This is a genomic window from Pseudomonas sp. F2, from assembly GCF_057174385.1.
The window spans coordinates 5,117,340-5,141,282 of sequence record NZ_CM169904.1 but is presented as its reverse complement, the minus strand read 5'-3'; the positions used below and the strand labels follow the sequence as shown (position 1 = coordinate 5,141,282).

At 61.2% G+C, this 23,943-nt stretch carries 17 protein-coding genes; 5 read left to right on the top strand and 12 right to left on the bottom strand.

All coding sequences use genetic code 11. From position 1 onward, the window contains the following. Positions 1-549 precede the first annotated feature (549 nt). The 7 genes from AC193Q_RS23115 to amaB all read right to left on the bottom strand — a co-directional run bounded on the left by AC193Q_RS23115 (position 550) and on the right by amaB (position 9,093). Positions 550-1,266 (bottom strand): ABC transporter ATP-binding protein, encoded by a 717-nt coding sequence (locus tag AC193Q_RS23115; RefSeq protein WP_131670987.1) that lies wholly within the window; start codon positions 1,264-1,266, stop codon positions 550-552. After that, a complete protein-coding gene (locus AC193Q_RS23110) occupies positions 1,263-2,135 on the bottom strand; it encodes an ABC transporter ATP-binding protein (RefSeq protein WP_041065624.1) in 873 nt (290 codons plus the stop codon). Before AC193Q_RS23110 ends, AC193Q_RS23115 begins: the two co-directional genes overlap by 4 nt. Further along, a complete protein-coding gene (gene livM / locus AC193Q_RS23105) occupies positions 2,132-3,433 on the bottom strand; it encodes a high-affinity branched-chain amino acid ABC transporter permease LivM (protein ID WP_041065627.1) in 1,302 nt (433 codons plus the stop codon). Before livM ends, AC193Q_RS23110 begins: the two co-directional genes overlap by 4 nt. Before the next feature lie 3 nt (positions 3,434-3,436). Next, a complete protein-coding gene (locus AC193Q_RS23100) occupies positions 3,437-4,351 on the bottom strand; it encodes an ABC transporter permease subunit (protein WP_027613532.1) in 915 nt (304 codons plus the stop codon). 241 nt (positions 4,352-4,592) lie between these two features. Further along, the gene (locus AC193Q_RS23095; protein ID WP_041065631.1) at positions 4,593-5,726 is read right to left on the bottom strand and encodes an ABC transporter substrate-binding protein; all 1,134 of its coding nucleotides are present in this window, start codon (positions 5,724-5,726) and stop codon (positions 4,593-4,595) included. A 368-nt stretch (positions 5,727-6,094) separates the two neighbouring features. Further along, positions 6,095-7,378 carry an L-pipecolate oxidase gene (gene amaA, locus AC193Q_RS23090; protein ID WP_047290998.1) on the bottom strand — a complete coding sequence of 428 codons (1,284 nt, stop codon included), beginning with the start codon at positions 7,376-7,378 and terminating at the stop codon, positions 6,095-6,097. Positions 7,379-7,602: 224 nt separating this feature from the next. Next, complete coding sequence (amaB, locus tag AC193Q_RS23085; RefSeq protein WP_095667679.1) at positions 7,603-9,093, bottom strand: L-piperidine-6-carboxylate dehydrogenase; 1,491 nt, start codon at positions 9,091-9,093, stop codon at positions 7,603-7,605. A 164-nt stretch (positions 9,094-9,257) separates the two neighbouring features. Here amaB and AC193Q_RS23080 point away from each other — a divergent pair, with 164 nt between their 5' ends. The 3 genes from AC193Q_RS23080 to nadE all read left to right on the top strand — a co-directional run bounded on the left by AC193Q_RS23080 (position 9,258) and on the right by nadE (position 12,432). Continuing rightward, positions 9,258-10,163: a LysR family transcriptional regulator gene (locus AC193Q_RS23080; RefSeq protein WP_041065642.1), complete on the top strand. Its 906-nt coding sequence runs from the start codon at positions 9,258-9,260 to the stop codon at positions 10,161-10,163. Between the two features lie 213 nt (positions 10,164-10,376). After that, entirely contained in the window at positions 10,377-11,600 is a 1,224-nt protein-coding gene (gene pncB, locus AC193Q_RS23075) for a nicotinate phosphoribosyltransferase (RefSeq protein ID WP_166496027.1), read from the top strand. Positions 11,601-11,604: 4 nt separating this feature from the next. Next, positions 11,605-12,432: an ammonia-dependent NAD(+) synthetase gene (gene nadE / locus AC193Q_RS23070; RefSeq protein WP_047290995.1), complete on the top strand. Its 828-nt coding sequence runs from the start codon at positions 11,605-11,607 to the stop codon at positions 12,430-12,432. 147 nt (positions 12,433-12,579) lie between these two features. Here the strand turns inward: nadE and azu are convergent, their stop codons facing one another. Beyond that, positions 12,580-13,026: an azurin gene (gene azu / locus AC193Q_RS23065; RefSeq protein WP_047290994.1), complete on the bottom strand. Its 447-nt coding sequence runs from the start codon at positions 13,024-13,026 to the stop codon at positions 12,580-12,582. 340 nt (positions 13,027-13,366) lie between these two features. Here azu and AC193Q_RS23060 point away from each other — a divergent pair, with 340 nt between their 5' ends. After that, on the top strand, positions 13,367-13,954 hold the full coding sequence (locus AC193Q_RS23060) for a cytokinin riboside 5'-monophosphate phosphoribohydrolase (RefSeq protein WP_041065653.1): 588 nt from the start codon (positions 13,367-13,369) through the stop codon (positions 13,952-13,954). Positions 13,955-14,022: 68 nt separating this feature from the next. Then, a complete protein-coding gene (locus tag AC193Q_RS23055) occupies positions 14,023-14,208 on the top strand; it encodes a hypothetical protein (protein WP_483878826.1) in 186 nt (61 codons plus the stop codon). A 153-nt stretch (positions 14,209-14,361) separates the two neighbouring features. Here the strand turns inward: AC193Q_RS23055 and AC193Q_RS23050 are convergent, their stop codons facing one another. The 4 genes from AC193Q_RS23050 to AC193Q_RS23035 form a co-directional block, all read right to left on the bottom strand. Beyond that, positions 14,362-15,252, bottom strand: a complete 891-nt coding sequence (locus AC193Q_RS23050) for a transglutaminase family protein (protein WP_095667681.1) — start codon at positions 15,250-15,252, stop codon at positions 14,362-14,364. After that, the gene (locus AC193Q_RS23045; protein WP_483878825.1) at positions 15,252-17,738 is read right to left on the bottom strand and encodes a circularly permuted type 2 ATP-grasp protein; all 2,487 of its coding nucleotides are present in this window, start codon (positions 17,736-17,738) and stop codon (positions 15,252-15,254) included. Before AC193Q_RS23045 ends, AC193Q_RS23050 begins: the two co-directional genes overlap by 1 nt. A gap of 88 nt (positions 17,739-17,826) precedes the next feature. Then, a complete protein-coding gene (locus AC193Q_RS23040) occupies positions 17,827-21,102 on the bottom strand; it encodes a transglutaminase family protein (protein WP_483878824.1) in 3,276 nt (1,091 codons plus the stop codon). A 351-nt stretch (positions 21,103-21,453) separates the two neighbouring features. Then, on the bottom strand, positions 21,454-23,757 hold the full coding sequence (locus AC193Q_RS23035) for a YgiQ family radical SAM protein (RefSeq protein WP_041065663.1): 2,304 nt from the start codon (positions 23,755-23,757) through the stop codon (positions 21,454-21,456). Positions 23,758-23,943 lie beyond the last annotated feature (186 nt).

Below are 23,943 nucleotides of genomic sequence, written 5' to 3'. Positions count from 1 at the left end.
TGGCATTTTGCACGACCGGCCGGTCAGCGCGGTGATTGCGCGAGGCCAGTAATTACGGCCCTCAGCGCGGTCTTTCCAGAGTTTAGTCACAGACTTATCCACAGGCTTGTTCACATGGATTTGCCTCTACTGCGCGGCCCAGAAAAAGGTTGACAACAGCGTCTTCGGCTCCCGCAAAAACGCCTGATCAAAAAGCGATCACCCGCCTGCAAGCCACGCCACACAAGGGCTTCAGCCAGCTACTCCCACGTTATTCACAGCCAGCTCCACAGCAAACGGGGACAAGTCAAAACTGTGGAAAAACAGCCATTTGCAGCGTCTATATGTCGCGCTTTGCCAGCGATGGGAATTTGTTTTCCACAATTTCAGAATCGACTTGATCTTGAAGACGAATTCTGTAGGAGCTGCCGAAGGCTGCGATCTTTTGATGTTGTTTTTAGGATCAAAAGATCGCAGCCTTCGGCAGCTCCTACAGGGGATCTGTGTGAACTTGAGATGTAAAAAGCCCCGGGACTCGCGTCGTCGGGGCTGTGCATGACAACGATCGAATCAGTGCCCGCCTAAATAAGCGTTACGCACCTCCTCGTTCACCAGCAGCTCTTTACCGCTACCGGTCAGGCGAATTTCGCCATTGACCATCACATACGCGCGGTCCGACAGCTTCAACGCATGGTTGGCGTTCTGCTCGACGAGGAAAATGGTCATGCCGGTTTTCGCCAGTTCACGCAGGGTGGCGAAGATCTGTTTCACCACGATCGGCGCCAGGCCCAGGCTCGGTTCATCAAGCAACAACAGCTTCGGCCGACTCATCAAGGCGCGGGCAATGGCGAGCATTTGCTGTTCGCCGCCGGACATGGTCATCGCCCGCTGAGTGCGGCGCTCTTCGAGCCGCGGGAACAGTTCGAACATGCGCTGCATGTCCTCTTTGGCGTACTTGTCGCCAATCGGGATGGTGCCCATCAGGAGGTTTTCCTCGACGGTCATGTCGGGGAACACCCGCCGCCCTTCCGGCGACTGCGCGATGCCATTGGAGGCGATGTAGTGCGAGGACTTGTGGGTGATGTCGATGCCTTGATAGAGGATCTGTCCGCCCGCCGCCCGTGGCTGGCCGAAGATCGACATCAGCAGCGTCGATTTGCCCGCGCCGTTGGAGCCGATCAGGCTGACCGTCTCGCCTTCGTTGATCTCAAGCGACACGCCTTTGAGGGCCTGGATCGGGCCATAGAACACGTCCAGGTCTTTGAGTTCGAGGATCGGTTTGCTCATACCAGTTCCTCTTCGTCGGCGCCCAGATAGGCGGCAATCACTTTCGGATCGTTGCGAATCGCATCGGGCCCGCCTTCGGCGATGACCACGCCGTGATCCAGCACCACGATGTGGTCGGAAATGCTCATGACCATGCCCATGTCGTGTTCGATCAGCACCACGGTCAGATCATGCTCGTCGCGCAGCAGCCGGATCATCGCGCTCAGCGCTTCGGTTTCCTGAGGGTTGAGGCCGGCGGCCGGTTCGTCGAGGCAGATGATCTGCGGTCGCGTGCACATGGCCCGGGCGATCTCCAGACGACGTTGCTGACCGTAGGACAGTTCACCGGCCAGGCGGTTGGCGCAGTCCACCAGATCGACCACTTCCAGCCAGTAGAACGCGCAGTCCAGCGCGTCGCTTTCCGCTTTGCGGTAGCCCTTGGTGTTGAGGATGCCGGCGAGCATATTGCGGTTGACCCACATGTGCTGCGCCACCAGCAGGTTTTCCAGCACCGACATTTCCTTGAACAGGCGAATGTTCTGGAAGGTCCGGGCCAGGCCGGCGCGGTTCACCAAGTGCGTGCCACCAAACATCTTGTAATACAGGCGACTGAGGAAGCTTTTCGGCGAGACGAAGTCGGTCGGTTTGAACGACTCGCCCAGCAACTGGATGACGTTGGTCTGCTTGCCGCGCACGTTGAGTTCGATCTTGCCGCCGGAGGCCTTGTAGAACCCGGTCAGGCAGTTGAACACCGTGGTCTTGCCGGCACCATTCGGCCCGATCAGGGCAAAGATCGAGTTGCGTTTGACCTTGAGGCTGACATCGCTCAGGGCCTTGATGCCACCGAAGTGCATCATCAGTTTTTCCACAGAGAGTACGACTTCACTCATGGCGCAGTCCTCTCATAGTGAATGGCACCTTTGCGTGGAGTGACCCCGGTACGGCTGATGCGGATCAGCCCGCGAGGTCGCCAGATCATCATCAACACCATCAGGATGCCGAACAGCAACACGCGATATTCAGCGAAGCCGCGCAGCAGTTCCGGAGCAACCGTGAGCACGAATGCGGCGATCACCACGCCGATGGTCGAGCCCATGCCGCCGAGCACGACGATGGCGAGGATCAGCGCCGATTCAAAGAAGGTGAACGAGGTCGGGTTGACGAAGCCTTGATAGGTGGCGAAGAACACCCCGGCCAGACCTGCGGTCGACGCACCGATGGTGAACGCCGAGAGCTTGACCAGTACGTGGTTCAGGCCCATCGAGCGGCAGGCGATTTCATCTTCGCGCAAGGCTTCCCAGGCGCGACCCACCGGCATTTTCACCAGACGATGCTTGATGTACAGCACGGCCAGCACCACCAGGAACAACACCGTATAGATGAAGTAATACTTCACGTCCGGGTTGTAGGCGATGCCGAAAAACTCATGGAACGGTACCCCGCCATCCTTGGCCCGCTTGCCGAATTCCAGGCCGAAGAACGTCGGCAAGGGCGCCGGCATGCCGTTCGGCCCGCCGGTCAGCGACAGCCAGTTGTTGAGGATCAGGCGGATGATTTCACCGAAGCCCAGGGTCACGATGGCCAGATAGTCACCGTGCAGACGCAGCACCGGAAAACCGAGGATGCAGCCGGCCAGGCCCGCGGTGATCGCCGCCAGCGGCAGCACAGTCCAGAAGCCCAGCCCGAGGTATTGATAACCGAGCGCCAGACCGTAGGCACCGATGGCGTAGAACGCCACGTAACCGAGGTCGAGCAGACCGGCGAGGCCAACCACGATGTTCAGCCCCAGCCCCAGCAGCACGTAGATCAGCCCGAGGATGACCACGCCCAGCAGGTACGAGTTGGAGACAAACGGCACAATCACCGCCAGCACAATCAGCAGTGGAATGATCCAGCGCAGGCGTGATTTGTGATCGGCAGGCAGCACATGCACACCGGAACCGGTGCTCTCGAATCCGTCGAGGATCTTCAGGCCCTTGGGCGTCTGCAGAAACAGGCTCAAGGCAAAGCGGCCGATCATGACAATGCCGATGATCCAGGCCACGCGGGTTGGTTCGAGGTTGAAGCTGTAGCCGTCGAGCACGACACCGACAATCGGGCCGAACACGATCAAGGCAATAAGGCCGGCCAGAATCGCCTCAACCAGGCTTTTTTTGATATCGATGTTTTTTTGAGTGGTTGAAGACATCGCTTACACCTTCGACACAAGAGGACGGCCCAACAGGCCCTGAGGCCGGAAGACCAGAACAAGTACGAGCAGCGAGAAGCTGAACACGTCTTTGTAGTCGGAGTTGACCAGGCCCGAGAACAGCGACTCGGAGATCCCGAGAATGATCCCGCCGAGCATCGCGCCGGGCAGTGAGCCGATCCCGCCGAGCACTGCGGCGGTGAACGCCTTGATGCCGATGACGAAGCCTGCGTAGAAGTCGAACGTGCCGTAGTTCATGGTGATCAGCACGCCGGCCAGAGCCGCCATCGCTGCACCGATGATGAACACGTAGGAAATCACCCGGTCGGTGTTGATTCCCAGGATCGAGGCCATCTTGCGGTCTTGCTGGGTGGCGCGGCACATGCGGCCGAGCTTGGTGTACTTGATCACGTAGGTCAGCAGGCCCATGCCGACGAACGCGGCCACCAGAATGAAGATCTTGGTGTAGGTCAACTGAACGAAACCGCTGCCGACGTCGATGCGCCAGGCACCGGTGAGCAACGTTGGAACACCCTGTTGGCGGGCGCCCTGGCTGATCTGGGCATAGTTCTGCAGGATCAGGGAGATACCGATGGCGCTGATCAGCGGTGCCAGTCGGGTGGAGTTGCGCAGAGGTTTGTAGGCGACGCGTTCGATTACCCAGCCATAGACGCCAGTGACGACGATGGTGAACACCAGCGTGCCGAGCATCAACAGCGGGAAGGATTCGATACCGAAGTAAGCCAGCAGAGCCAGACTGATTGCCGCCAGGTAAGCGGAAATCATGTAAACCTCGCCGTGGGCGAAGTTGATCATGCCGATGATGCCGTAGACCATTGTGTAGCCGATGGCGATCAGGCCATAGACCGACCCGAGGGTCAGGCCGTTGACCAGTTGCTGCAGGAAAATACCATCCATAACGCAATCTCACGCAATGAGAACCTGCCCGCCGGGGCGGGCGGTTCTTCTAGGAAAAATACAGATTTACGTCGGAGCAATGTCAGAGCGCGATAAGCCCAGACCCACCGATCTCCTGTGGGAGCTGGCTTGCCAGCGATAGCGGCGGATCAGCCAACCTGTGTGTCGACTGATCTGACGCCATCGCGGGCAAGCCCGCTCCCACAGGTATTGGTGGGGGTCAAGCTGATCGCGTCAGCCCTTACTTCTGTTTTTCCAGCTGATGGTATTTGCCACTCGCGTCCCACTGGTAAACCACGTAGTCGGACACTTTCAGGTCGCCTTTCTTGTCCCAGGCCTTCTCACCCATCACGGTTTTCACCGGGTTGGCCTTGAGCCATTCGGCGGCTTTTTCGCCACTGTTGGATTTGGCGCCGTTGAAGGCGGCCGCCAGGGTCTGAACCGACGCGTAGGCGTACAGGGTGTAGCCTTCAGGTTCGGTGCCGGCCTTGCGGAACGCATCGACCACGGTCTTGCTGTCTGGCAGCAGACGTGGGTCGGCGCCGAATGTCATCAGCACGCCGTCAACGTATTGCGGGCCACCGGCGGTGGTCACCAGTTCGTCGGTGACGATGCCGTCGTCAGACATGAACTTCACGTCTTTCAGGCCTTCGGTGCGCAGTTGCTTGACCAGCGGCCCGGCTTCCGGGTGCAGGCCGCCGAAGTAGACCACGTCGGCACCGGCCGCACGGATCTTGGTGACCACGGCGCTGAAGTCTTTCTCGCCACGGGTCAGGCCTTCATACAGCACCGGCTTCACGCCACGCTTTTCCAGTTGAGCCTTGGTCGCATCGGCCAGGCCCTGACCGTAGGTGTCCTTGTCGTGCAGCACGGCGACTTTCTTGCCCTTGAGCACATCGACAATGTAATCGCCCGCGACGATGCCTTGCTGGTCATCACGCCCGCACATACGGAACATGGCGCTCAGGCCGCGCTCGGTCACTTGCGGGTTGGTGGAACCCGGGGTGATCGCGATAACACCGGCTTCGTCGTAGATTTCCGACGCTGGAATGGTGGAGGAAGAGCAGAAGTGACCGACCACACCGGCTACCTTCTGGTTGACCAGATCCTTGGCGACTGTCACTGCCTGTTTCGGTTCGCAGGCGTCATCGCCCTTGACCAGTACGATTTTCTCGCCGTTGACGCCACCCGCCGCGTTGACCGCGTCCGCCGCCGCCTGTGCACCCTTCATGTACTGCTCGCCAAATGCCGCGTTGGCGCCAGTCATTGGACCCGCTACACCGATTTTCACATCAGCTTGAGCAAACGCAGAAACACCCAGCGCAGTAGCCACTGCGAGGGCCAGAAAGCCTTTCTTGTAAAACGTCTGGGACATGAGGTGGTGCTCCAAGGTTTTTTTTAGTTGGCACTGCGACTTCACTTCACTGAATGCTCTGAGCAAGCGCCGTGCCATCGGTTTTTTATTCTTCAAAAAGTCGCTGCTTTCTTGTTATTTCGACTGTTTCGTTCCCATTTTCATTGGGCGTGCAACCGTCTAAACCGCGGAAGGTGAAACCTTTTTAAATCTCAGGCGCAACCCGCTTGCGCCATCATTGCAACCGCGGCACCAAACGACGTGCAACCAGCCTGTAACAGCTCGCGTCACCGAACTGCACACTGCTGGTGCGGGACTGCTACAACCCGCACCATTACAGGCTAGTCGCTACGCGCAAAAGCGCCGTGTTAAGCAACATATTTCAACACTCAAATCACAATGCGCAGGCACTGGCCCGCGTGATACAGCGAGAACCCGGCCTCGTACAGGCAACTGCGCAGGCCGACACCGGCCAGGGGCTGCATCGGTGCGAAGGGGATCGGCAAGGCTTGAGGATTTCCGTTACACAGATAGTCGGCGAAGGCTTTGCCGACCACAGTGCCAGTGGTCACGCCGCGACCGTTGTAACCGGTGACGGCCACCAGTCCCGGCGCCGGCTCGAACAGCCGCATCAGGTGATCGGGGGTAAAGGCGATGCGCCCGGTCCAGGTGCACTCCCACTCCACCGGTTTCAGGTTGGGGAAGTAATGCTGCTGCACCCGATCGGCCCAGGCCTTGAGGAACCACGCCGGTTTCTGGTTGCCGTTGCCCAGACTGCCGAGCAACAACCGGCCATCCTTGTCGCGGCGAATGCTGCTCAATACCTGCCGCGTGTCCCACGAGCCTTGCCCGCCGGGGAGGATGTCATGGGCGGCGTCTTCGGTCAGCGGCACCGAGGCGACCTGATAGTAGTAACCGGGGAAGAAGTTGCGCTTGAGTTCGGTCCAGTCGCCCTCGGTGTAGGCGTTGGAGGCGATCACCACTTGCTCGGCGAGCACCGAACCGTGCTCGGTCTGCACTGACCATTGCTGGCCCACGCGCTCGAGACGGCTCACCGGCGAATGATCGAACATCTGCCCGCCCAGCCCTTTCACCGCGTTGGCCAGTCCGGTGACATAGGCCATCGGGTTGAGCGTGCCGGCGCGGCGGTCGAGCAGCGCGGCAGCGATCTTTTGCGTGCCGGTGGCTTGCTCGCAGGCCTTGCCGGTGAGCAACTCGACGGGCGCCCCGCGACGCTTCCATTGTTGCTCGCGACTGCGCAGATCCGCTTCGCCCTTGGCGTTGTGCGCCATGTGCAGGGTGCCTTCGCGGCGCAACTGGCAATCGATGTTGTATTTATCCACAAGGCTGAACACCAGCGCCGGCGCCGCCCCGAGCATGCGGTTGAGCTGACTGCCGACCGCTTCGCCGAACCCGGCCTCGATCTCGTCCGGCGGGATCCACATGCCGGCGTTGACCAGCCCGACGTTGCGCCCGGAGCCGCCGTGGCCGGCTCGATGCGCTTCCAGCACGCAGACGCTTTTGCCTTTTTCCAACAGATGCAGCGCCGCCGACAACCCGGTAAACCCGGCGCCGATCACGCAGACATCGACTTTGACCTCGCCCCGTAGCGCGGCGTTATCCGGGCGCTGCGGCGTGAGTTTTTCCCACAGACATTCTTCGCGTAACGGCATTGCCAGACTCCAACAGAAACCTGCCAAACACACTGCTGATCCTGTGGGATAAAGCCCTGTGGCGAGGGGATTTATCCCCGATCGGTTGCATAGCAACCGTAAAACCAGTGCATGCGGTGTATCTGAAACTCCGCGATTGCATGTTTTGGGGCCGCTGCGCAGCCCATCGGGGATAAATCCCCTCTCCACAAAAGCCCGCTCCCAGGATCTGCGTCATTCCAAACTCAGTCGAAGGTAATCCCCTGCGCCAGCGGCAACTCCAGCGAGTAGTTCACGGTATTGGTCTGCCGACGCATGTACGCGCGCCAGGCGTCGGAACCCGATTCACGACCGCCACCGGTCTCTTTCTCGCCACCGAATGCGCCGCCGATTTCCGCGCCGCTCGGGCCGATGTTGACGTTGGCGATGCCGCAGTCACTGCCGACCGCCGACATGAACTGCTCGGCCTCGCGCACGTCGGTGGTGAAGATGCACGACGACAGGCCTTGCGGTACCGCGTTGTTCAGGCGTAGCGCTTCCTGGAAGTCGCTGTAGCCGACCACATAGAGAATCGGCGCGAAGGTTTCGCTGCAGACCACGTCGCTCTGTTCCGGCATTTCGACAATGGCCGGCGACACGTAGTAGGCGTTGGGGAACTGCTCTTCGAGCTGACGCTTGCCGCCGAATACCCGCCCGCCCTCGCTCAGTGCCTGTTCCAGCGCGTCCTGCATGTTTTCGTAGCTGTGTTTGTCGATCAGCGGGCCGACCAGATTGCCTTCCAGCGGATGGCCGATGCGCACCTTGGCGTACGCGGCTTTGAGGCGGGTGACGATTTCTTCCTTCACCGACTCATGGGCAATCAGGCGACGCAGGGTGGTACAACGCTGACCGGCGGTGCCGACCGCGCTGAACAGGATGGCGCGCACGGCCATGTCCAGATCGGCGCTCGGGCCGAGGATCATCGCGTTGTTGCCGCCCAGCTCAAGAATGCTGCGGGCGAAACGCGCGGCGACTTTCGGCGCCACTTCGCGGCCCATGCGGGTGCTGCCGGTGGCGCTGATCAGCGCGACACGCGGGTCATCCACCAGCGCTTCGCCAGCGTCACGACCACCGATGATCACCTGGCACAGGTGCGCCGGCGCATCGGTGAAGTTCTTCACCACACGGTCGAACAATGCCTGGCAAGCCAGTGCGGTCAGCGGCGTCTTCTCCGACGGTTTCCACACCACCGGGTTGCCGCAGACCAGCGCCAGCGTGGTGTTCCACGCCCACACTGCGACCGGGAAGTTGAACGCACTGATCACGCCGACCACGCCCAGCGGATGCCAGGTTTCACGCATGTGGTGGCCCGGGCGCTCCGAGGCGATGGTCAAGCCGTACAGTTGACGCGACAGGCCGACGGCGAAGTCGCAGATGTCGATCATCTCCTGCACTTCACCGAGGCCTTCCTGGGTGATCTTGCCCGCTTCCCACGACACCAGCTCGCCGAGGTCAGCCTTGTATTCGCGCAGCACTTCGCCGAATTGACGCACCAGCTCGCCGCGACGCGGTGCCGGCACCTTGCGCCACTGCTCGAACGCATGATCTGCGCGACTGATGTGCTGCTCGACTTCGGCCGGGCCTTCCCAGTTCACGGCGGCGATGCGGCTGCCGTCGATGGGCGAATGCACCGGCACTTTGCCGTTCTGGTACAGGGCCGGGTTCACACCAAGACGATCAAGCAATGCGGCAACCATGGGTCACTCCTCAAGCGAAAAACTGAATGTGTGCGGCCGAATGTTCACGACCGGGCAGGCCTTTAGTTGTAGCTTCCCGAAGGCAAGGCAACAAACGACCTTTACGCGAGATATCATTCCGTTTATTCATGCTGCGCATAGAAAGACAAGAAAAAGGATCACCCATGCTGAACAAACGCCACCTGCCGTCGATCACCGCGCTGCAGTGCTTCGAGGCCGTGACCCGGCACCTGAGCTTCACCCGGGCCGCCGAAGAACTGAACCTGACCCAAAGCGCCGTCAGCAAACAGGTCGCGCAGCTTGAGGAATTGTTGCAGCACTTGCTGTTCCGCCGGGTGCGTCGGCGTTTGCAGATGACTCCGGCCGGGGATTTGTACCTGGTGGAAGTCCGAAAAATCCTCACTCAGGTGGAAATGTCCACGCATTACCTGCGTTCCTACGGCGGCGAGACCGAAGTCCTGCGCGTCTCCACACCCTCGACCTTCGGTGCGCGCTGGCTGGTTCCGCGTCTGAAAGGCTGGCGTCTGCGCCATCCGTCGATCCATCTCGACCTGTGCAACGAGCAGGAGGCAGATGACTTGCTGCAGGGGCGCAGCGATCTGGCGTTCTATTTCGGCCAGGGTTCGCGCCCCGGCACCGAATGCCTGAAGCTGTTCGGCGAAGAGCTGGTGCCGGTCTGCGCGCCCGGCAGCCTGCCGGATCAGCCTTTCACCGACCCGACGCAACTGACCGATCTGGTGCTGCTGCAAAACGCCTCGCGGCCACAGGCCTGGCATGATTGGTTCGACAGTCAGGGTTACCACACCGAACACAGCTATCACGGGCCACGTTTCGAAACCTTTTACATGTGCATCCGCGCCGCCCAGGTCGGCTGCGGCGTGGCGCTGCTGCCACGGTTTCTGGTGGAAGAGGAATTGGCCGACGGCAAACTGGTCATTCCCTGGCAGCATGCCATGCCCAGTTCCGACGCCTATTACCTGGCCTATCCGGAGCATGCGGCGGAAGTGCCGAAGGTGCGCGATTTTGTGAAGTGGATGCTGGAGCAGATCGATAGCCCCGACGACCACTGATTCTCCTGTAGGAGCTGCCGAAGGCTCGGGCCGCGATCGGACGATCTTTTGATCTTGTTTTTCAGGATCAAAAGATCGCAGCCTTCGGCAGCTCCTACAGTAAGCAAAATCCGCTACAGGCCAAAAATTGCTGGCAATCCCCACCGCTGATATGCGCCACTAGCACCATTGTTTGATACCGCGCCTTGCGCGGTGCACCTGGAGACCCCGTTTATGAGCGAGAGTGTGTTTGCCGATCGCATCGTGCAGAACCTGCTCGACACCGACTTCTACAAACTGACGATGATGCAGGCGGTGCTGCACAACTACCCCAACGTCGAAGTCGAATGGGAGTTTCGTTGCCGTAACAGTGAAGATCTGCGGCCGTATCTGGCCGAGATCCGCTACCAGATCGAGCGTCTCGCCGAGCTGAGCCTGAGCGCCGACCAGTTGAGCTTTCTCGAGCGCATCACCTTTCTGAAACCGGATTTCCTGCGCTTTCTCGGTCTGTTCCGTTTCAACCTGCGCTATTTGCACACCGGCATCGAGAACGGCGAGTTGTTCATTCGTCTGCGCGGCCCGTGGCTGCATGTGATCCTGTACGAAGTGCCGCTGCTGGCGATCGTCAGCGAAGTGCGCAACCGCTATCGCTACCGCGAAATCGAACTGGTGCAGGCGCGTGAGCAGCTGTATCGCAAGTTCGACTGGCTCAGCGCCAACGCCTCGACCGACGAACTGGCGCAATTGCAGGTCGCCGATTTCGGCACCCGTCGGCGTTTTTCGTATCGCGTGCAGGAAGAAGTGGTGAACGTGCTCAAGCACGATTTCCCCGGACGCTTCGTCGGCACCAGCAACGTGCACTTGTCCCGCGAACTGGACATGAAACCGCTAGGTACCATGGCCCATGAATGGATCATGGCCCACCAGCAACTCGGCCCGCGGCTGATCGACAGCCAGATCGCCGCCCTCGACTGCTGGGTGCGCGAGTACCGTGGTTTGCTCGGGATTGCGCTCACCGACTGCATCACCACCGACGCCTTCCTCGGCGACTTCGATCTGTTCTTTGCCAAGCTCTTCGATGGTCTGCGCCACGACTCCGGGGATCCGGTGCAGTGGGGCGAAAAATGCATCGCTCACTACCACAAGCTCGGCATCGACCCGATGAGCAAGACTCTGGTGTTCTCCGACAGCCTGACCCTGCCCAAGTCGCTGGAGATCTTTCGCGCGCTGCACGGGCGGATCAACGTCAGCTTTGGCATCGGCACCAACCTGACCTGTGACATTCCGGGTGTCGAACCGATGAGCATCGTGCTTAAAATGACTGCCTGCAACGGCCAGCCGGTGGCGAAGATCTCCGACGAGCCCGGCAAGACTCACTGTAAAGACCCGAATTTCGTCGCCTATTTGCGACATGTGTTCCAGGTTCCTGCCGTTTCCAGCCTATCTAGCAAGGAGTGAATTCATGCAAGCCGTACAGCGTGAGATTGCTGAACAGCTCAAGGTGCAACCGCCGTTCGCCGGGCATCAGGCCCTCGAAGCGGAAGTCGCCCGACGCATCACCTTTATCCAGGATTGCCTGGTGAATTCCGGCCTCAAGACCCTGGTGCTGGGCATCAGCGGCGGTGTCGACTCGCTGACCGCCGGTCTCTTGGCCCAGCGCGCCATGCGTGAGCTGCGCGAGCGCACTGGCGACAACGCCTACAAGTTCATCGCCGTGCGCCTGCCGTACGAAACCCAGTTCGATGAACACGACGCCCAGGCTTCGGTAGACTTCATCGCCCCGGATGAGCGCCACACGGTCAACATCGGCCCGGCGGTGAAGTCGCTGGCCAGTGAAGTGGCGGCGTTCGAAGGCAAACACGCGGTGTCGGTGGATTTCGTGCTCGGCAACACCAAAGCGCGGATGCGCATGGTCGCCCAGTACACCATCGCCGGCGCGGCCCACGGTCTGGTGATCGGTACCGACCACGCGGCGGAAGCGGTGATGGGCTTCTTCACCAAGTTCGGCGACGGCGCCTGCGACCTGGCCCCGCTCAGCGGTCTGGTGAAAAACCAGGTCCGGGCGATTGCCCGCAGCTTCGGCGCGCCTGAATCGCTGGTGGAAAAAGTGCCGACCGCGGATCTGGAAGACCTGTCGCCGGGCAAACCGGACGAAGCGTCCCACGGCGTGACCTACGCCGAGATCGACGCCTTCCTGCACGGCGAGCCGGTACGTCAGGAAGCGTTCGACATCATCGTCAACACCTACAACAAGACCCATCACAAACGGGTCATGCCGTTTGCGCCGTAAGTTGAAAACCCCTGTAGGAGCTGTCGAGTGAAACGAGGCTGCGATCTTTTGATCATCAAAAACAACCTCAAAAGATCGCAGCCTGCGGCAGCTCCTACAGAAAACAAAAAAGCGTCCCGAGGGACGCTTTTTTTGTGCCTGCAGCCATTACTTCACGGCAATGGTGCCTTTCATCATGGAGATGTGGCCCGGGAACGAGCAGAAGAAGCCGTAGTCAGTGCCAGCGGTCAGCTTCGATACGTCGATGGTCAGCGAGTCTTTCTCGCCGGCACCGATGATTTTGGTGTGAGCGATAACGCGCTCGTCGCCGTCTTTCAGGTAGTTCTTGTCGATGCCAGCGGCCAGGCCGTCGGTGGCGATCGGCTGCATGTCAGCGGTTTTGCTGACCACCAGGTTATGGCCCATGACGTTCTTCGGCAGGCTGCCGGAGTGGGTCAGTTCAACGGTGAACGTCTTGCAGCTCTTGTCGATCACGATCGACTGGGTGTTGAAGGACATCTGGTCGGTGGAATCAACGGTGGTTTTGCACTCGGCAGCCATCAATTGGCTGCTGGCCAGCGCCAGCAGGGATACCGCAACAACTTTGGAAAACATGGTGAATCTCCAAGGCAGGGTTAACAAAAACACGAATGATGGAAAGACTGCCTGAAATCTTCGCAAGTTCCTATGACTTGAGTCAAAAATTGTATACAACTTTCAGGCTATGACACTCATCGAAACAATCTACCGGCCAGATTTCCCGGCCGGGCCTATGATCGGCGCATCTACTGAAACGGAGTGCCTGTCATGTTCTTTAACGGTCTGTTGTGCAGTTTGCTCGCCGCCTACGCCTGTGGCGCCAGCGGTACCTTTGAATCACCGGAACGCGAAGTTTAGTCCTTGGATCAAGGCGTGCCAGCCATTACCCTGTGACGGATTGACCCAGGAGGAAGGCATGTCTCTCACATCCGTTTGTGTTTTTTGCGGTGCCAACGCCGGCACTGATCCGGCTTACACCGAAGCCGCCAAGGCCCTTGGCCGCGCGCTGGCCGAGCGTCAGCTGACGCTGGTTTACGGCGGTGGCGCCGTGGGCCTGATGGGCCTGGTGGCGGACGCCGCGCTGGCCGCTGGCGGCGAAGTGATCGGGATCATTCCGCAAAGCCTGATGGACAAGGAAATCGGCCACAAAAGCCTGACCCGTCTCGAAGTGGTCGATGGCATGCACGCGCGCAAGGCGCGCATGGCCGAGCTGAGCGATGCGTTCATCGCGTTGCCCGGCGGCCTCGGCACGCTGGAAGAGCTGTTCGAAGTCTGGACCTGGGGTCAGCTCGGCTACCACGGCAAACCGCTGGGGCTGCTGGAAGTGAACGGTTTTTACAGCAAACTCACCGCTTTTCTCGACCATATCGTCGGCGAAGGCTTCGTTCGCGCGCCACACCGTGACATGCTGCAAGTGAGCGAATCGCCCCAAACCCTGCTCGACGCCCTCGATCAGTGGAAGCCGACCGTCACGCCCAAGTGGGTCGACCAAAAACCCGGCTAACCGCCAGGCACCGATACAGGGCAGAATACGCGCCGCTCAACCTCACCTTCGACCCCAGAGGATCGCCCATGGCCAAACCCAATTACTCCTTCGCCAAACGTCAACGAGACCTGGCAAAGGAACAGAAGAAAGAGGAAAAGCTTCAGCGCAAGAAACAGATGGCTGAAGAAGCGGCACTGAACCCTGACGGGGAAGTGGCGACTGACAACGATGATGATGTTGATGCACAGAAAGACCAGGCGCCCGACGCCTGAGCTGATTGCTGATTCGCTCCCGGAGGGAGCGATCTGTGGTGAGGGAGCTTGCTCCCGCTGGGTTGCGCAGCGACCCCAAATTGTTTTGCGACTGCTTCGCAGTCGAGCGGGAGCAAGCTCCCTCGCCACATTGGCTCCCGCCAGTGAAATTCCTTACTCCAATGGCATCACCGTGACCCGCACTTCCGGATCATGCGAACCGCCCCCCAGTATCACCCCGCGCAACGGCGACACATCGGAAAAGTCCCGGCCCCACGCCAGGGTGATGTGCTCCAGCGCCGGCTGCACGTTGTTGGTCGGATCGAAATCCACCCAGCCCGATACCGGACAGAACACCGACACCCACGCATGTGAAGCATCAGCGCCGATCAGCCGTGGCTGGCCCGGCGGCGGCTGGGTCAGCAGATAACCACTGATGTAGCGCGCTGCCAGCCCTCGCGAGCGCACGCAAGCGAGCATCAGATGCGCGAAGTCCTGACAAACGCCACGCCGGCGCTCCAGCACCTCGACCAGCGGTGTCGCCACTTGCGTCGCCTCGGCGTCGAAAGTGAATTCGCTGAAAATCTTCTGCATCAAATCCTGCACGCCCAGCAACAAGGGTTTGCCCGGAGGAAAACAGCTTTCGGAGAATTCGACGAAGCTGCGTTTCAAATGCACGTAGGGTGACTGAAAGCGATAGCGACAAGCCTCGAGCAATTCGGCGGACAACGGCTGGCTACTGTAAGTCAACGCATTGCGCGTCTGCTCCCACGCCGGGGACTGATTGAAGTCCGCCAGCGGTCGCGCCAGCACTTCAACCGTGAGCCGGGCGTTGACCTGCAACTCGTCGTGCGGGCGCTCGAAGGCCAGCCGGGTCAGCGGATTGCCGAACACATCCAGCTCATCGCGCCGCGTGGTCGGCTGCGGGCTGATCAGCAATTGCTGCTCGGTGCAGCGCTGCCATGCGCACTCACGCGGCCACAGGTGCGCCAATTGCTGCGCCAGCGACACCGGGCTGTCGTAGTGGTAACAGGTGTCGTGGAGGATCTGGTAAAGGGCGCTCATCAGACGGACACCGTGCGCTGGCTGACATCATCGACATGGGCAAAGTGGCGCAGCGCCAGACGATCGGACACCTGAGCGCTGGCCTCGGCAATCGCTTGCAGCAGATCCGCCAGACCGTCGAGCGCCGCACGCACGCTGTTCTCCCCGAACAGCGGGTTCTCCAGACAGCCCAGATCGAACCGCGCCAGACGCTCGACCAATTGCGCCAGCCCGGCCTCGCGAGGTACGCCGAAATCATCGTTCAGGCGTTTCAAAGTGCGGGTCACCAGTTTCAACTGGAACAACACCGCGTGCGGGTTCTGCTCATCCAGCAGCAACAGGTCGAGCACCGGAATCAACTGCGCCACCGCCAGGTACCGCGAACGGTAGGTGATACTGCTGTTGCCCAGTTCCAGCAGCCATTCCAGCCCGGCCTGATCGAACGCCCCGGCACCGCGCAGAAACGCCGCCAGACTGCTGCTGAGAAACTGCAACCGTTCGATGCGCCGGCCGATCATCAGAAAGCGCCAGCCTTCGTCGCGGGTCATGTCGTCGAGGGCAAACCCGGACAACGCCGCCAGTGACATCACCAGCCGGTTGAGGAAATCCAGCAACTCGCCGAAGTCCGGCTCCTCGGTGTCCAGTTCCAGCGCCTCGCGCTGCAACTCGACCAACGCCTGCCAGTTCTCCCGCGAAAGCTTGCCGCGTACCTGCGAGGCCGCCCACTGCAAGCGCTGCAGGTTGGAGCGCAGGCTGAACGACCAGTCCTCGCCGAGCAGCGCCGCCAGCAGGCGCTCCGGCAACTCGCCCTCCTCCGGCAGCAACATCAGACGCTCGCCCAGCGCCACGGCGGCCTGCAAGGCTTGCGGATCATCACCATCGACATACCGCGCGAGCATGATCCGCAGCAGTCGCGCACTGTCGTCACAACGCTCGCAGTAACGGCCGAACCAGAACAGGTTCTCCACCACCCGCGAGGGCAGGTACGGATCGCGGCGCACCAGATCGTGTACGCCGACGTTGCGCTGGGTCTTCCATTGTTCGCCACTCGGCGCACGCTCGCCCAGCACCCAGGTGTCCTTGCTCGCGCCACCGCGCTGCATCGACACCACTTCGGCATCGGCCTCGGCGGCCACCCGGGTCAGGCCACCGGGCAGCACGCGATAGCCATCGCGACTGGCCACGGCGTACATGCGCATGCCGATGGCTCGCGGTTGCAACTGGCCGTCTTCGGCTTGCCAGATCGGCGCCTGGGACAACTGCGCCAGCTCTTGCGCCACATAAGCGTAAGGCCGGGCCTGCATGCGCTCGGCGAGCGCCTGACGCTGTGGTTCACTCAGATCGCGGCCGAATACCGGCGCGAAGCTTTGTGAGGGGAATGCCGGTTTGATCAGCAGCTCCGGCAGTTTTTCCAGCGCCTGCGCCAGCACTGGCGCCTCGCCGCACCACCAGGTGGCGATGGACGGCAGCAGCAGTTCTTCGCCGAACAGGTACTGATTGATCTTCGGCAGAAATCCGAGCAATCCCGGCGATTCCAGCACGCCGCTGCCCAACGCATTGGCCACCAGCACCCGGCCCTGACGCACCGCTTCCAGCAAGCCGGGCACCCCGAGTGCCGAGTCGGTGCGCAGCTCCAGCGGGTCGCAGAAGTCATCGTCGAGCCGGCGCATGATCGCGTGCACCCGGCGCAGACCGCTGAGGGTTTTCAGGTACACCGTGGCGTCGCGCACCGTCAGGTCGCCGCCCTCCACCAGCGGATAACCGAGCTGACGCGCCAGATAAAGATGTTCGAAGTAGCTTTCGTTGAAGCGCCCTGGCGTGAGCAACACCACCAGCGGCGCGTCGTCAGCACACGGCGCCTGACGCGCGAGGGTTTCCTGCAGGGTGCGAAAGAATCCGGCCAGGTGCTGCACTTTCAGATCGCGGTACAGCTCGGGAAACGCCCGCGAAACGATGGTGCGGTTTTCCAGCGCATAACCGGCGCCCGAGGGGGCTTGGGTACGATCCGCCGTAACCCACCAGCGCCCGTCCGGCGTGCGCGCCAGGTCCACGGCATACAGATGCAGAAACGCCTCTTCCGGTGGCGCGATGCCCTGACAGGGCCAGAGAAAATTGTTGTGGCCGAACACCAGCTCCGCCGGCAACAGCCCTTCGCGGATCAGCCGCTGCGGCCCGTACAGATCCGCCAGTACCGCGTTGAGCAAACGCGCACGCTGGGCAATCCCTGCCGACAGGTGCTGCCATTCATCAGCAGCGATCACATGCGGCAGCAGGTCCAGCTCCCACGGTCGGTCAGCGCCCTTCGGATCGGCGTAGACGTTATAAGTGACCCCGTTTTCCTGAATCTGTCGGGCGAGCAACGCCTGCCGCTGCACCAGTTGCGCCGGGGTGCTGCGCTGCAATTGATCGAACTGCCGCCGCCAGTGCGGGCGCACTTCCCCGCTGTCATCCAGCAGTTCGTGATAAGTGCCCGCAGTGCGCGGGTAGCGGTCTAGCAGGTCAGGCATGGAAAGCTCGGCAGACAGCAGGGAACGGTCAGACTAACGCAGGCACATGACGTGCGGATATACGAAAAATCCGCATGTCGTGCAGGACTTAGAAACGTCGCAAATCGAGTGTCATCGGCAACTCGTCGGAGATTGTCAGGTTGGGTATCGGAAGTTTCCCCGGCGTGTGTCCGATGCGGAAAAATCGCGCCATGCGCCGGCTCTCCGCCTCGTTGGCGTTGACCGGCAACGTTTCGTAATTGCGCCCGCCCGGGTGCGCCACGTGGTACTGACAGCCCCCCAGCGAACGCTGCATCCAGGTGTCGAGCAGATCGAACACCAGCGGCGCGTGCACCGGGATGGTCGGTTGCAGGCAATTGGCCGGTTGCCAGGCCCGGAAGCGCACACCGGCGACGAACTCGCCGATGCGCCCGGTCGGTTGCAGCGGCACCGGGACGCCGTTGCAGGTCAGCAGATAACGCTGCGGCGGCAGGCCGTTGAGTTTGATCTGCAAACGCTCCAGCGACGAGTCGACATAGCGCACCGTGCCACCCGCCGTACCTTCCTCGCCCAGCACATGCCAAGGCTCCAGCGCCTGACGCAGCTCCAGTTCGATGCCGTTGACGGCGTAATCGCCGACCTTGGGAAAACGGAATTCCAGGTGCGCGGCGAACCATTCGGCGCGCAGTGGGTAACCGGCATTGTTCAGTTCGACGATGACGTCGGCGAAATCCTGCTCGATAAAGTGCGGCAGCATGAAACGGTCGTGCAGCTCGGTGCCCCAACGCGCCAGTTTCGGCGGTGCATACGGCTCGCGCCAGAAGCGTGCGACCAGCGCGCGCAGCAACAACTGCTGGGCCAGGCTCATGCGCGCGTGGGGCGGCATCTCGAACGCGCGCAGCTCCAGCAGACCAAGACGCCCGGTCGCGCCATCCGGCGAATACAATTTGTCGATACAGAACTCGGCGCGGTGAGTATTGCCGGTGACGTCAATCAGCAGATTACGCAGCAGGCGATCCACCAGCCACGGCGCGCACTCTTGGCCCGGTTCAGGCATCTGCGCGAAGGCGATTTCCAGTTCGTACAAGGCGTCATTGCGGGCTTCATCAACACGCGGCGCCTGCGAAGTCGGGCCGATGAACAACCCGGAAAACAGGTAGGACAGCGACGGGTGGTTGTGCCAGTAGCTGATCAGACTGCGCAGCAGATCCGGACGACGCAGGAACGGTGAGTCCGCCGGGGTCGCGCCACCGAGGACGAAATGGTTGCCACCGCCGGTGCCGGTGTGGCGCCCGTCGATCATGAACTTCTCGGTGGTCAACCGTGTCTGTCGCGCCTGTTCATAGAGAAACTCGGTGCGTTCGACCAGTTCGTCCCACGTCGCCGATGGCTGCACGTTGACCTCGATCACCCCCGGATCCGGGGTAATACGGAAGTTGCTCAGGCGCGGGTCACTGGGCGGTTCGTAACCTTCCAGCAGCACCGGGCAATGCAGCTCTTCGGCGGTAGCCTCGATGGCCGCCACCAGCTCCAGATAATCCTCGAGCCGCTCCAGCGGCGGCAGGAACAGATACAGACGCCCTTCACGCGCCTCGGCGCAGAACGCGGTGCGGGTCAGCCAGTCGGCGGACTCGTCGATTGTCGGCGCACGTTCGTCGGTTGTGGCGGGTTCGGCATGACTGTTGAGCTGCGCGGTGTCCGGCAGCTCGGGGAAGGCCTGATTCGGATCGTTGGGATGAATGAACGGATACTCGGCGGCCTTCACCCACGGCTGCGAACCGAGCGGCAGACGGTAACCCAGCGGCGAGTCCCCCGGCACCAATCGGCAATGCTCGTCGCGCAGATACCAGCGCCCACTCTGCCATTGATCACCCCTGGCGGTGCGCGCCAACGGCAGCACCTGACCGATCACTTTATCCAGGCCCTGACTGAAGACCTTGCGCAGACGTGCGCGCTCCAGCGGCTCTTCAAGTCGCGAATCTTCAGCGCTGACATTGCTCGGCAATGCGCCCTCGCGCCAGAGGTAATAAAAATTGTCTTCGTAGGCCGGAAACACGAAACGTGCAGGCAGTTTCAGGCGTTCGGCAACACTCGCGAGAAAGCGTCCCGCCAGTTCACCATCGGCGCCGTAGTCCTGTTGCTCATCGGCGATCAGCGCACTGTTGTGCCAGATCGGCACGCCATCACGGCGCCAATAAGAATTGAGCGACCAGCGCGGCAATTGTTCGCCCGGGTACCACTTGCCCTGACCGAAATGCACCAGACCTTTCGGCGCGTAGTGCTGGCGCATGCGCTGGAACAATTCGGCGGAGAGGCGGCGCTTGTCTGGGCCCAACGCTGCTGTGTTCCATTCGGCGCCGTCCGGGTCGTCGATAGAGACGAAGGTCGGCTCGCCGCCCATGGTCAGGCGCACATCACCTTCCAGCAGGTCGGCATCAATCTGCCGCCCCAACGCCTGAATCGCCAGCCACTGCTCATCGGTGTAGGGCTTGGTCACCCGTGGCGCTTCCCAGATCCGCTCGACCGACATTTCGTGGCTGAACTGGCATTCGCACGGCTCGACCAGACCACTGATCGGCGCAGCCGAGGAAGGATCGGGACTGCAGGCCAGCGGGATATGCCCTTCACCGGCGAACAGGCCGGACGTGGCATCCAGACCAATCCAGCCAGCGCCCGGCAGGTAAACCTCGCACCACGCGTGCAGGTCGGTGAAATCGACGTCGGTGCCGGACGGGCCGTCGAGGCTTTTCACGTCGGCGGTCAGTTGAATCAGGTAGCCGGAAACAAACCGCGCGGCCAGCCCGAGGTTGCGCAACAACTGCACCAACAGCCACGCTGAGTCGCGGCAAGAGCCGGACGCCTGTTCGAGGGTGTGTTCCGGGGTTTGCACGCCCGGTTCCATGCGGATCAGGTAGCGGATGTCTTCGCTGAGACGCTGGTTGAGCATCACCAGGAAATCCACCGCCGGCAGCGGCGTGCGATCAATGCTCTCCAGATAGGTTTTGAAGGCTGGGGTCAGCGGCAGGGTTTCGAGGTACGGCGCCAATTCCTTGCGCTCATCTGCGGCGTAACTGAAGGGGATTTTCTCGGCATAGGGTTCGAGGAAGAAGTCGAACGGGTTGAACACCGCCATCTCGGCCAGCAGATCGACTTCGATGCGCAATTTGTTGGTTTTCTCGGGGAACACCAGACGCGCGAGGTAGTTGCCCTGCGGGTCCTGCTGCCAGTTGATGAAGTGCTGCTCGGGCGAGACCTTCAGCGCATACGACAAGATCCGCGTGCGGCTGTGAGCGGCCGGACGCAGGCGGACGATCTGCGGGCCGAGTTCGACAGCGCGGTCGTAGCGGTAATGCGTGACGTGATGCAATGCGACATGAATCGACACGGCGTGCCTCCTGCGAGCCTAAGCGTATTCGAAAGCGCGCAAGACTTATGCCATGCAGAAGCTTGGGCGCTTTCCCGGAATGCTCAGGGCAGTACAGCACCAAAATCGGGCGATGCGGGGAAATGGATTGAGGAAGTTGCGCCTAAATGTGGCGAGCAGTTGCAAATGAGGTGACTGAGCTGCCCCCTTCGCTGGCAAGCCAGCTCCCACAAGGTTCATCAGCGGCCACAGTTTTGTGAACCACAGATAAACCTGTGGGAGCTGGCTTGCCAGCGATGAGGCCAGTGCCTCCATCACATTTATTGAGCCCGGAAATGCAAAACGCCAACCCGAAGGTTGGCGTTTTCTGTTTTAGCGCGGAACGACGGGCTTGCGCGCCGGTTTCGGTCCCTTGCCCTTGGCCGCTTCCTTGCGCTCCTTGGCCGCCTGCTGGTTGCGGGCGAACGCCGCAGCCTTGGCTTGTTCACGCTTGTCCCAAGGGTTGCCACCGTCGCTGGCACGCGGCGGCAGGCCGGTGTGCTGGGTGAGAATCTTGGTGGTCTTCTCTTTCGCGACCTTGTGGCTGCCGGCCGGCGTCGAGTTCTTGCGACGGGCGCTCTGGTAGCTGTCGGTGGCCGGCTGGTGCAGCGGGATCAGCTGATTCTTGCCCGGCCCGATCAGGTCGGCGCGGCCCATGCGGGTCAGCGCTTCACGCAGCATCGGCCAGCCTTTCGGGTCGTGATAACGCAAGAACGCCTTGTGCAGACGACGCTGCTCCTCGCTCTTGACGATAGTCACACCGTCGCTCTTGTAGGTGACCTTGCGCAACGGGTTCTTGCCCGAGTGGTACATCGCGGTGGCGGTGGCCATCGGCGACGGGTAGAACGCCTGCACCTGGTCGGCACGGAAACCGTTGCCCTTGAGCCACAGCGCCAGGTTCATCATGTCTTCATCGGTGGTGCCCGGGTGCGCAGCGATGAAGTACGGGATCAGGTACTGCTCTTTGCCTGCTTCCTTGGTGTACTTCTCGAACATGCGCTTGAAGCGGTCGTAAGTACCGATCCCTGGCTTCATCATTTGGTTGAGCGGACCTTCCTCGGTGTGTTCCGGGGCGATCTTCAGGTAACCACCAACGTGGTGGGTCACCAGCTCTTTGACGTACTCCGGCGACTCGACCGCGAGGTCGTAACGCAGGCCGGAGGCAATCAGGATCTTCTTCACACCCGGCAAGGCACGGGCGCTGCGGTACAGCTGAATCAGCGACGAGTGGTCGGTATTCAGGTTCGGGCAGATGCCCGGGAACACGCAGGACGGCTTGCGGCACGCGGATTCGATTTCCGGGCTCTTGCAGGCAATGCGGTACATGTTCGCGGTCGGGCCGCCGAGGTCGGAGATGACGCCGGTGAAACCCGGGACCTTGTCGCGGATCTCTTCGATTTCGCGAATGATCGACTCTTCGGAACGGTTCTGGATGATCCGGCCTTCGTGCTCGGTAATCGAGCAGAACGTGCAGCCGCCGAAGCAGCCACGCATGATGTTCACCGAGAAACGGATCATGTCGTAGGCCGGGATCTTTTCCTTGCCGTACGCCGGGTGCGGAACCCGTGCGTAAGGCATGCCGAACACGTAGTCCATTTCTTCAGTGGTCATCGGAATCGGCGGCGGGTTGAACCAGACGTCGATCTCGCCATGCTTCTGCACCAGCGCGCGGGCGTTGCCCGGGTTGGTTTCCAGGTGCAGCACGCGGTTGGCGTGGGCGTACAGGACCGGATCGTTACGCACCTTTTCCATCGACGGCAGGCGGATCACGGTCTTGTCGCGGGTCATCTTCGGGCTGGCCAGGATCTGCACGACCTTGGCTTCCTCGGGATCGTCCACCGGGCCTTTTTCCTGCTCGATGGCGCAGGCCTGGGTGTCCTGGGTGTTGACGTACGGGTTGATGATCTTGTCGATCTTGCCCGGACGGTCGATGCGCGTGGAATCGACTTCGTACCAGCCTTGCGGCGTGTCACGGCGGATGAACGCGGTGCCGCGCACATCGGTGATGTCTTCGATCTTGTGCCCGTAGGACAGGCGCTGGGCCACTTCGACAATGGCCCGCTCGGCGTTGCCGTACAGCAGAATGTCAGCGCTGGCGTCGATCAGGATCGAGTTGCGCACGCGATCCTGCCAGTAGTCGTAGTGGGCGATGCGACGCAGGGACGCCTCGATGCCGCCGAGAACGATCGGCACATGCTTGTACGCCTCTTTGCAGCGCTGGCTGTAGACGAGGCTCGCGCGGTCCGGACGTTTGCCCGCCATGCCACCCGGGGTGTAGGCGTCGTCGGAACGGATTTTCTTGTCCGCGGTGTAGCGGTTGATCATCGAGTCCATGTTGCCGGCCGCGACGCCGAAGAACAGGTTCGGCTCGCCGAGCTTCATGAAATCGTCTTTGGACTGCCAGTTCGGCTGGGCGATGATCCCGACGCGGAAGCCCTGGGACTCCAGCAGTCGGCCGATGATCGCCATGCCGAACGACGGGTGATCGACGTAGGCATCACCGGTGACGATGATGATGTCGCAGGAATCCCAGCCGAGCTGATCCATCTCCTCCCTGCTCATCGGCAGGAATGGCGCTGGCCCGAAACATTCGGCCCAGTACTTTGGATAGTCAAATAACGGCTTGGCTGCTTGCATGTCGATAACCGGTGTTGGCTTTCATTGAATTTCGCGGGCGCGGAATATAGCACAAATTTTGACCAATTCCGACGGCTATGGTCGGAAATTGTGCTTTACCTGTGGCGAGGGAGCTTGCTCCCTCCGGGTTGCGAAGCAGCCCCCAGAATTCGACTGCTGCGCAGCCGATGGGGAGCAAGCTCCCTC

What these genes read in the sequence shown, in the direction of transcription:
- AC193Q_RS23115 (WP_131670987.1), bottom strand. Translation starts at nt 1,266, where the DNA reads ATGAGCAAACCGATCCTCGAACTCAAAGACCTGGACGTGTTCTATGGC.
- AC193Q_RS23110 (WP_041065624.1), bottom strand. Translation starts at nt 2,135, where the DNA reads ATGAGTGAAGTCGTACTCTCTGTGGAAAAACTGATGATGCACTTCGGT.
- livM (WP_041065627.1), bottom strand. Translation starts at nt 3,433, where the DNA reads ATGTCTTCAACCACTCAAAAAAACATCGATATCAAAAAAAGCCTGGTT.
- AC193Q_RS23100 (WP_027613532.1), bottom strand. Translation starts at nt 4,351, where the DNA reads ATGGATGGTATTTTCCTGCAGCAACTGGTCAACGGCCTGACCCTCGGG.
- AC193Q_RS23095 (WP_041065631.1), bottom strand. Translation starts at nt 5,726, where the DNA reads ATGTCCCAGACGTTTTACAAGAAAGGCTTTCTGGCCCTCGCAGTGGCT.
- amaA (WP_047290998.1), bottom strand. Translation starts at nt 7,378, where the DNA reads ATGCCGTTACGCGAAGAATGTCTGTGGGAAAAACTCACGCCGCAGCGC.
- amaB (WP_095667679.1), bottom strand. Translation starts at nt 9,093, where the DNA reads ATGGTTGCCGCATTGCTTGATCGTCTTGGTGTGAACCCGGCCCTGTAC.
- AC193Q_RS23080 (WP_041065642.1), top strand. Translation starts at nt 9,258, where the DNA reads ATGCTGAACAAACGCCACCTGCCGTCGATCACCGCGCTGCAGTGCTTC.
- pncB (WP_166496027.1), top strand. Translation starts at nt 10,377, where the DNA reads ATGAGCGAGAGTGTGTTTGCCGATCGCATCGTGCAGAACCTGCTCGAC.
- nadE (WP_047290995.1), top strand. Translation starts at nt 11,605, where the DNA reads ATGCAAGCCGTACAGCGTGAGATTGCTGAACAGCTCAAGGTGCAACCG.
- azu (WP_047290994.1), bottom strand. Translation starts at nt 13,026, where the DNA reads ATGTTTTCCAAAGTTGTTGCGGTATCCCTGCTGGCGCTGGCCAGCAGC.
- AC193Q_RS23060 (WP_041065653.1), top strand. Translation starts at nt 13,367, where the DNA reads ATGTCTCTCACATCCGTTTGTGTTTTTTGCGGTGCCAACGCCGGCACT.
- AC193Q_RS23055 (WP_483878826.1), top strand. Translation starts at nt 14,023, where the DNA reads ATGGCCAAACCCAATTACTCCTTCGCCAAACGTCAACGAGACCTGGCA.
- AC193Q_RS23050 (WP_095667681.1), bottom strand. Translation starts at nt 15,252, where the DNA reads ATGAGCGCCCTTTACCAGATCCTCCACGACACCTGTTACCACTACGAC.
- AC193Q_RS23045 (WP_483878825.1), bottom strand. Translation starts at nt 17,738, where the DNA reads ATGCCTGACCTGCTAGACCGCTACCCGCGCACTGCGGGCACTTATCAC.
- AC193Q_RS23035 (WP_041065663.1), bottom strand. Translation starts at nt 23,757, where the DNA reads ATGCAAGCAGCCAAGCCGTTATTTGACTATCCAAAGTACTGGGCCGAA.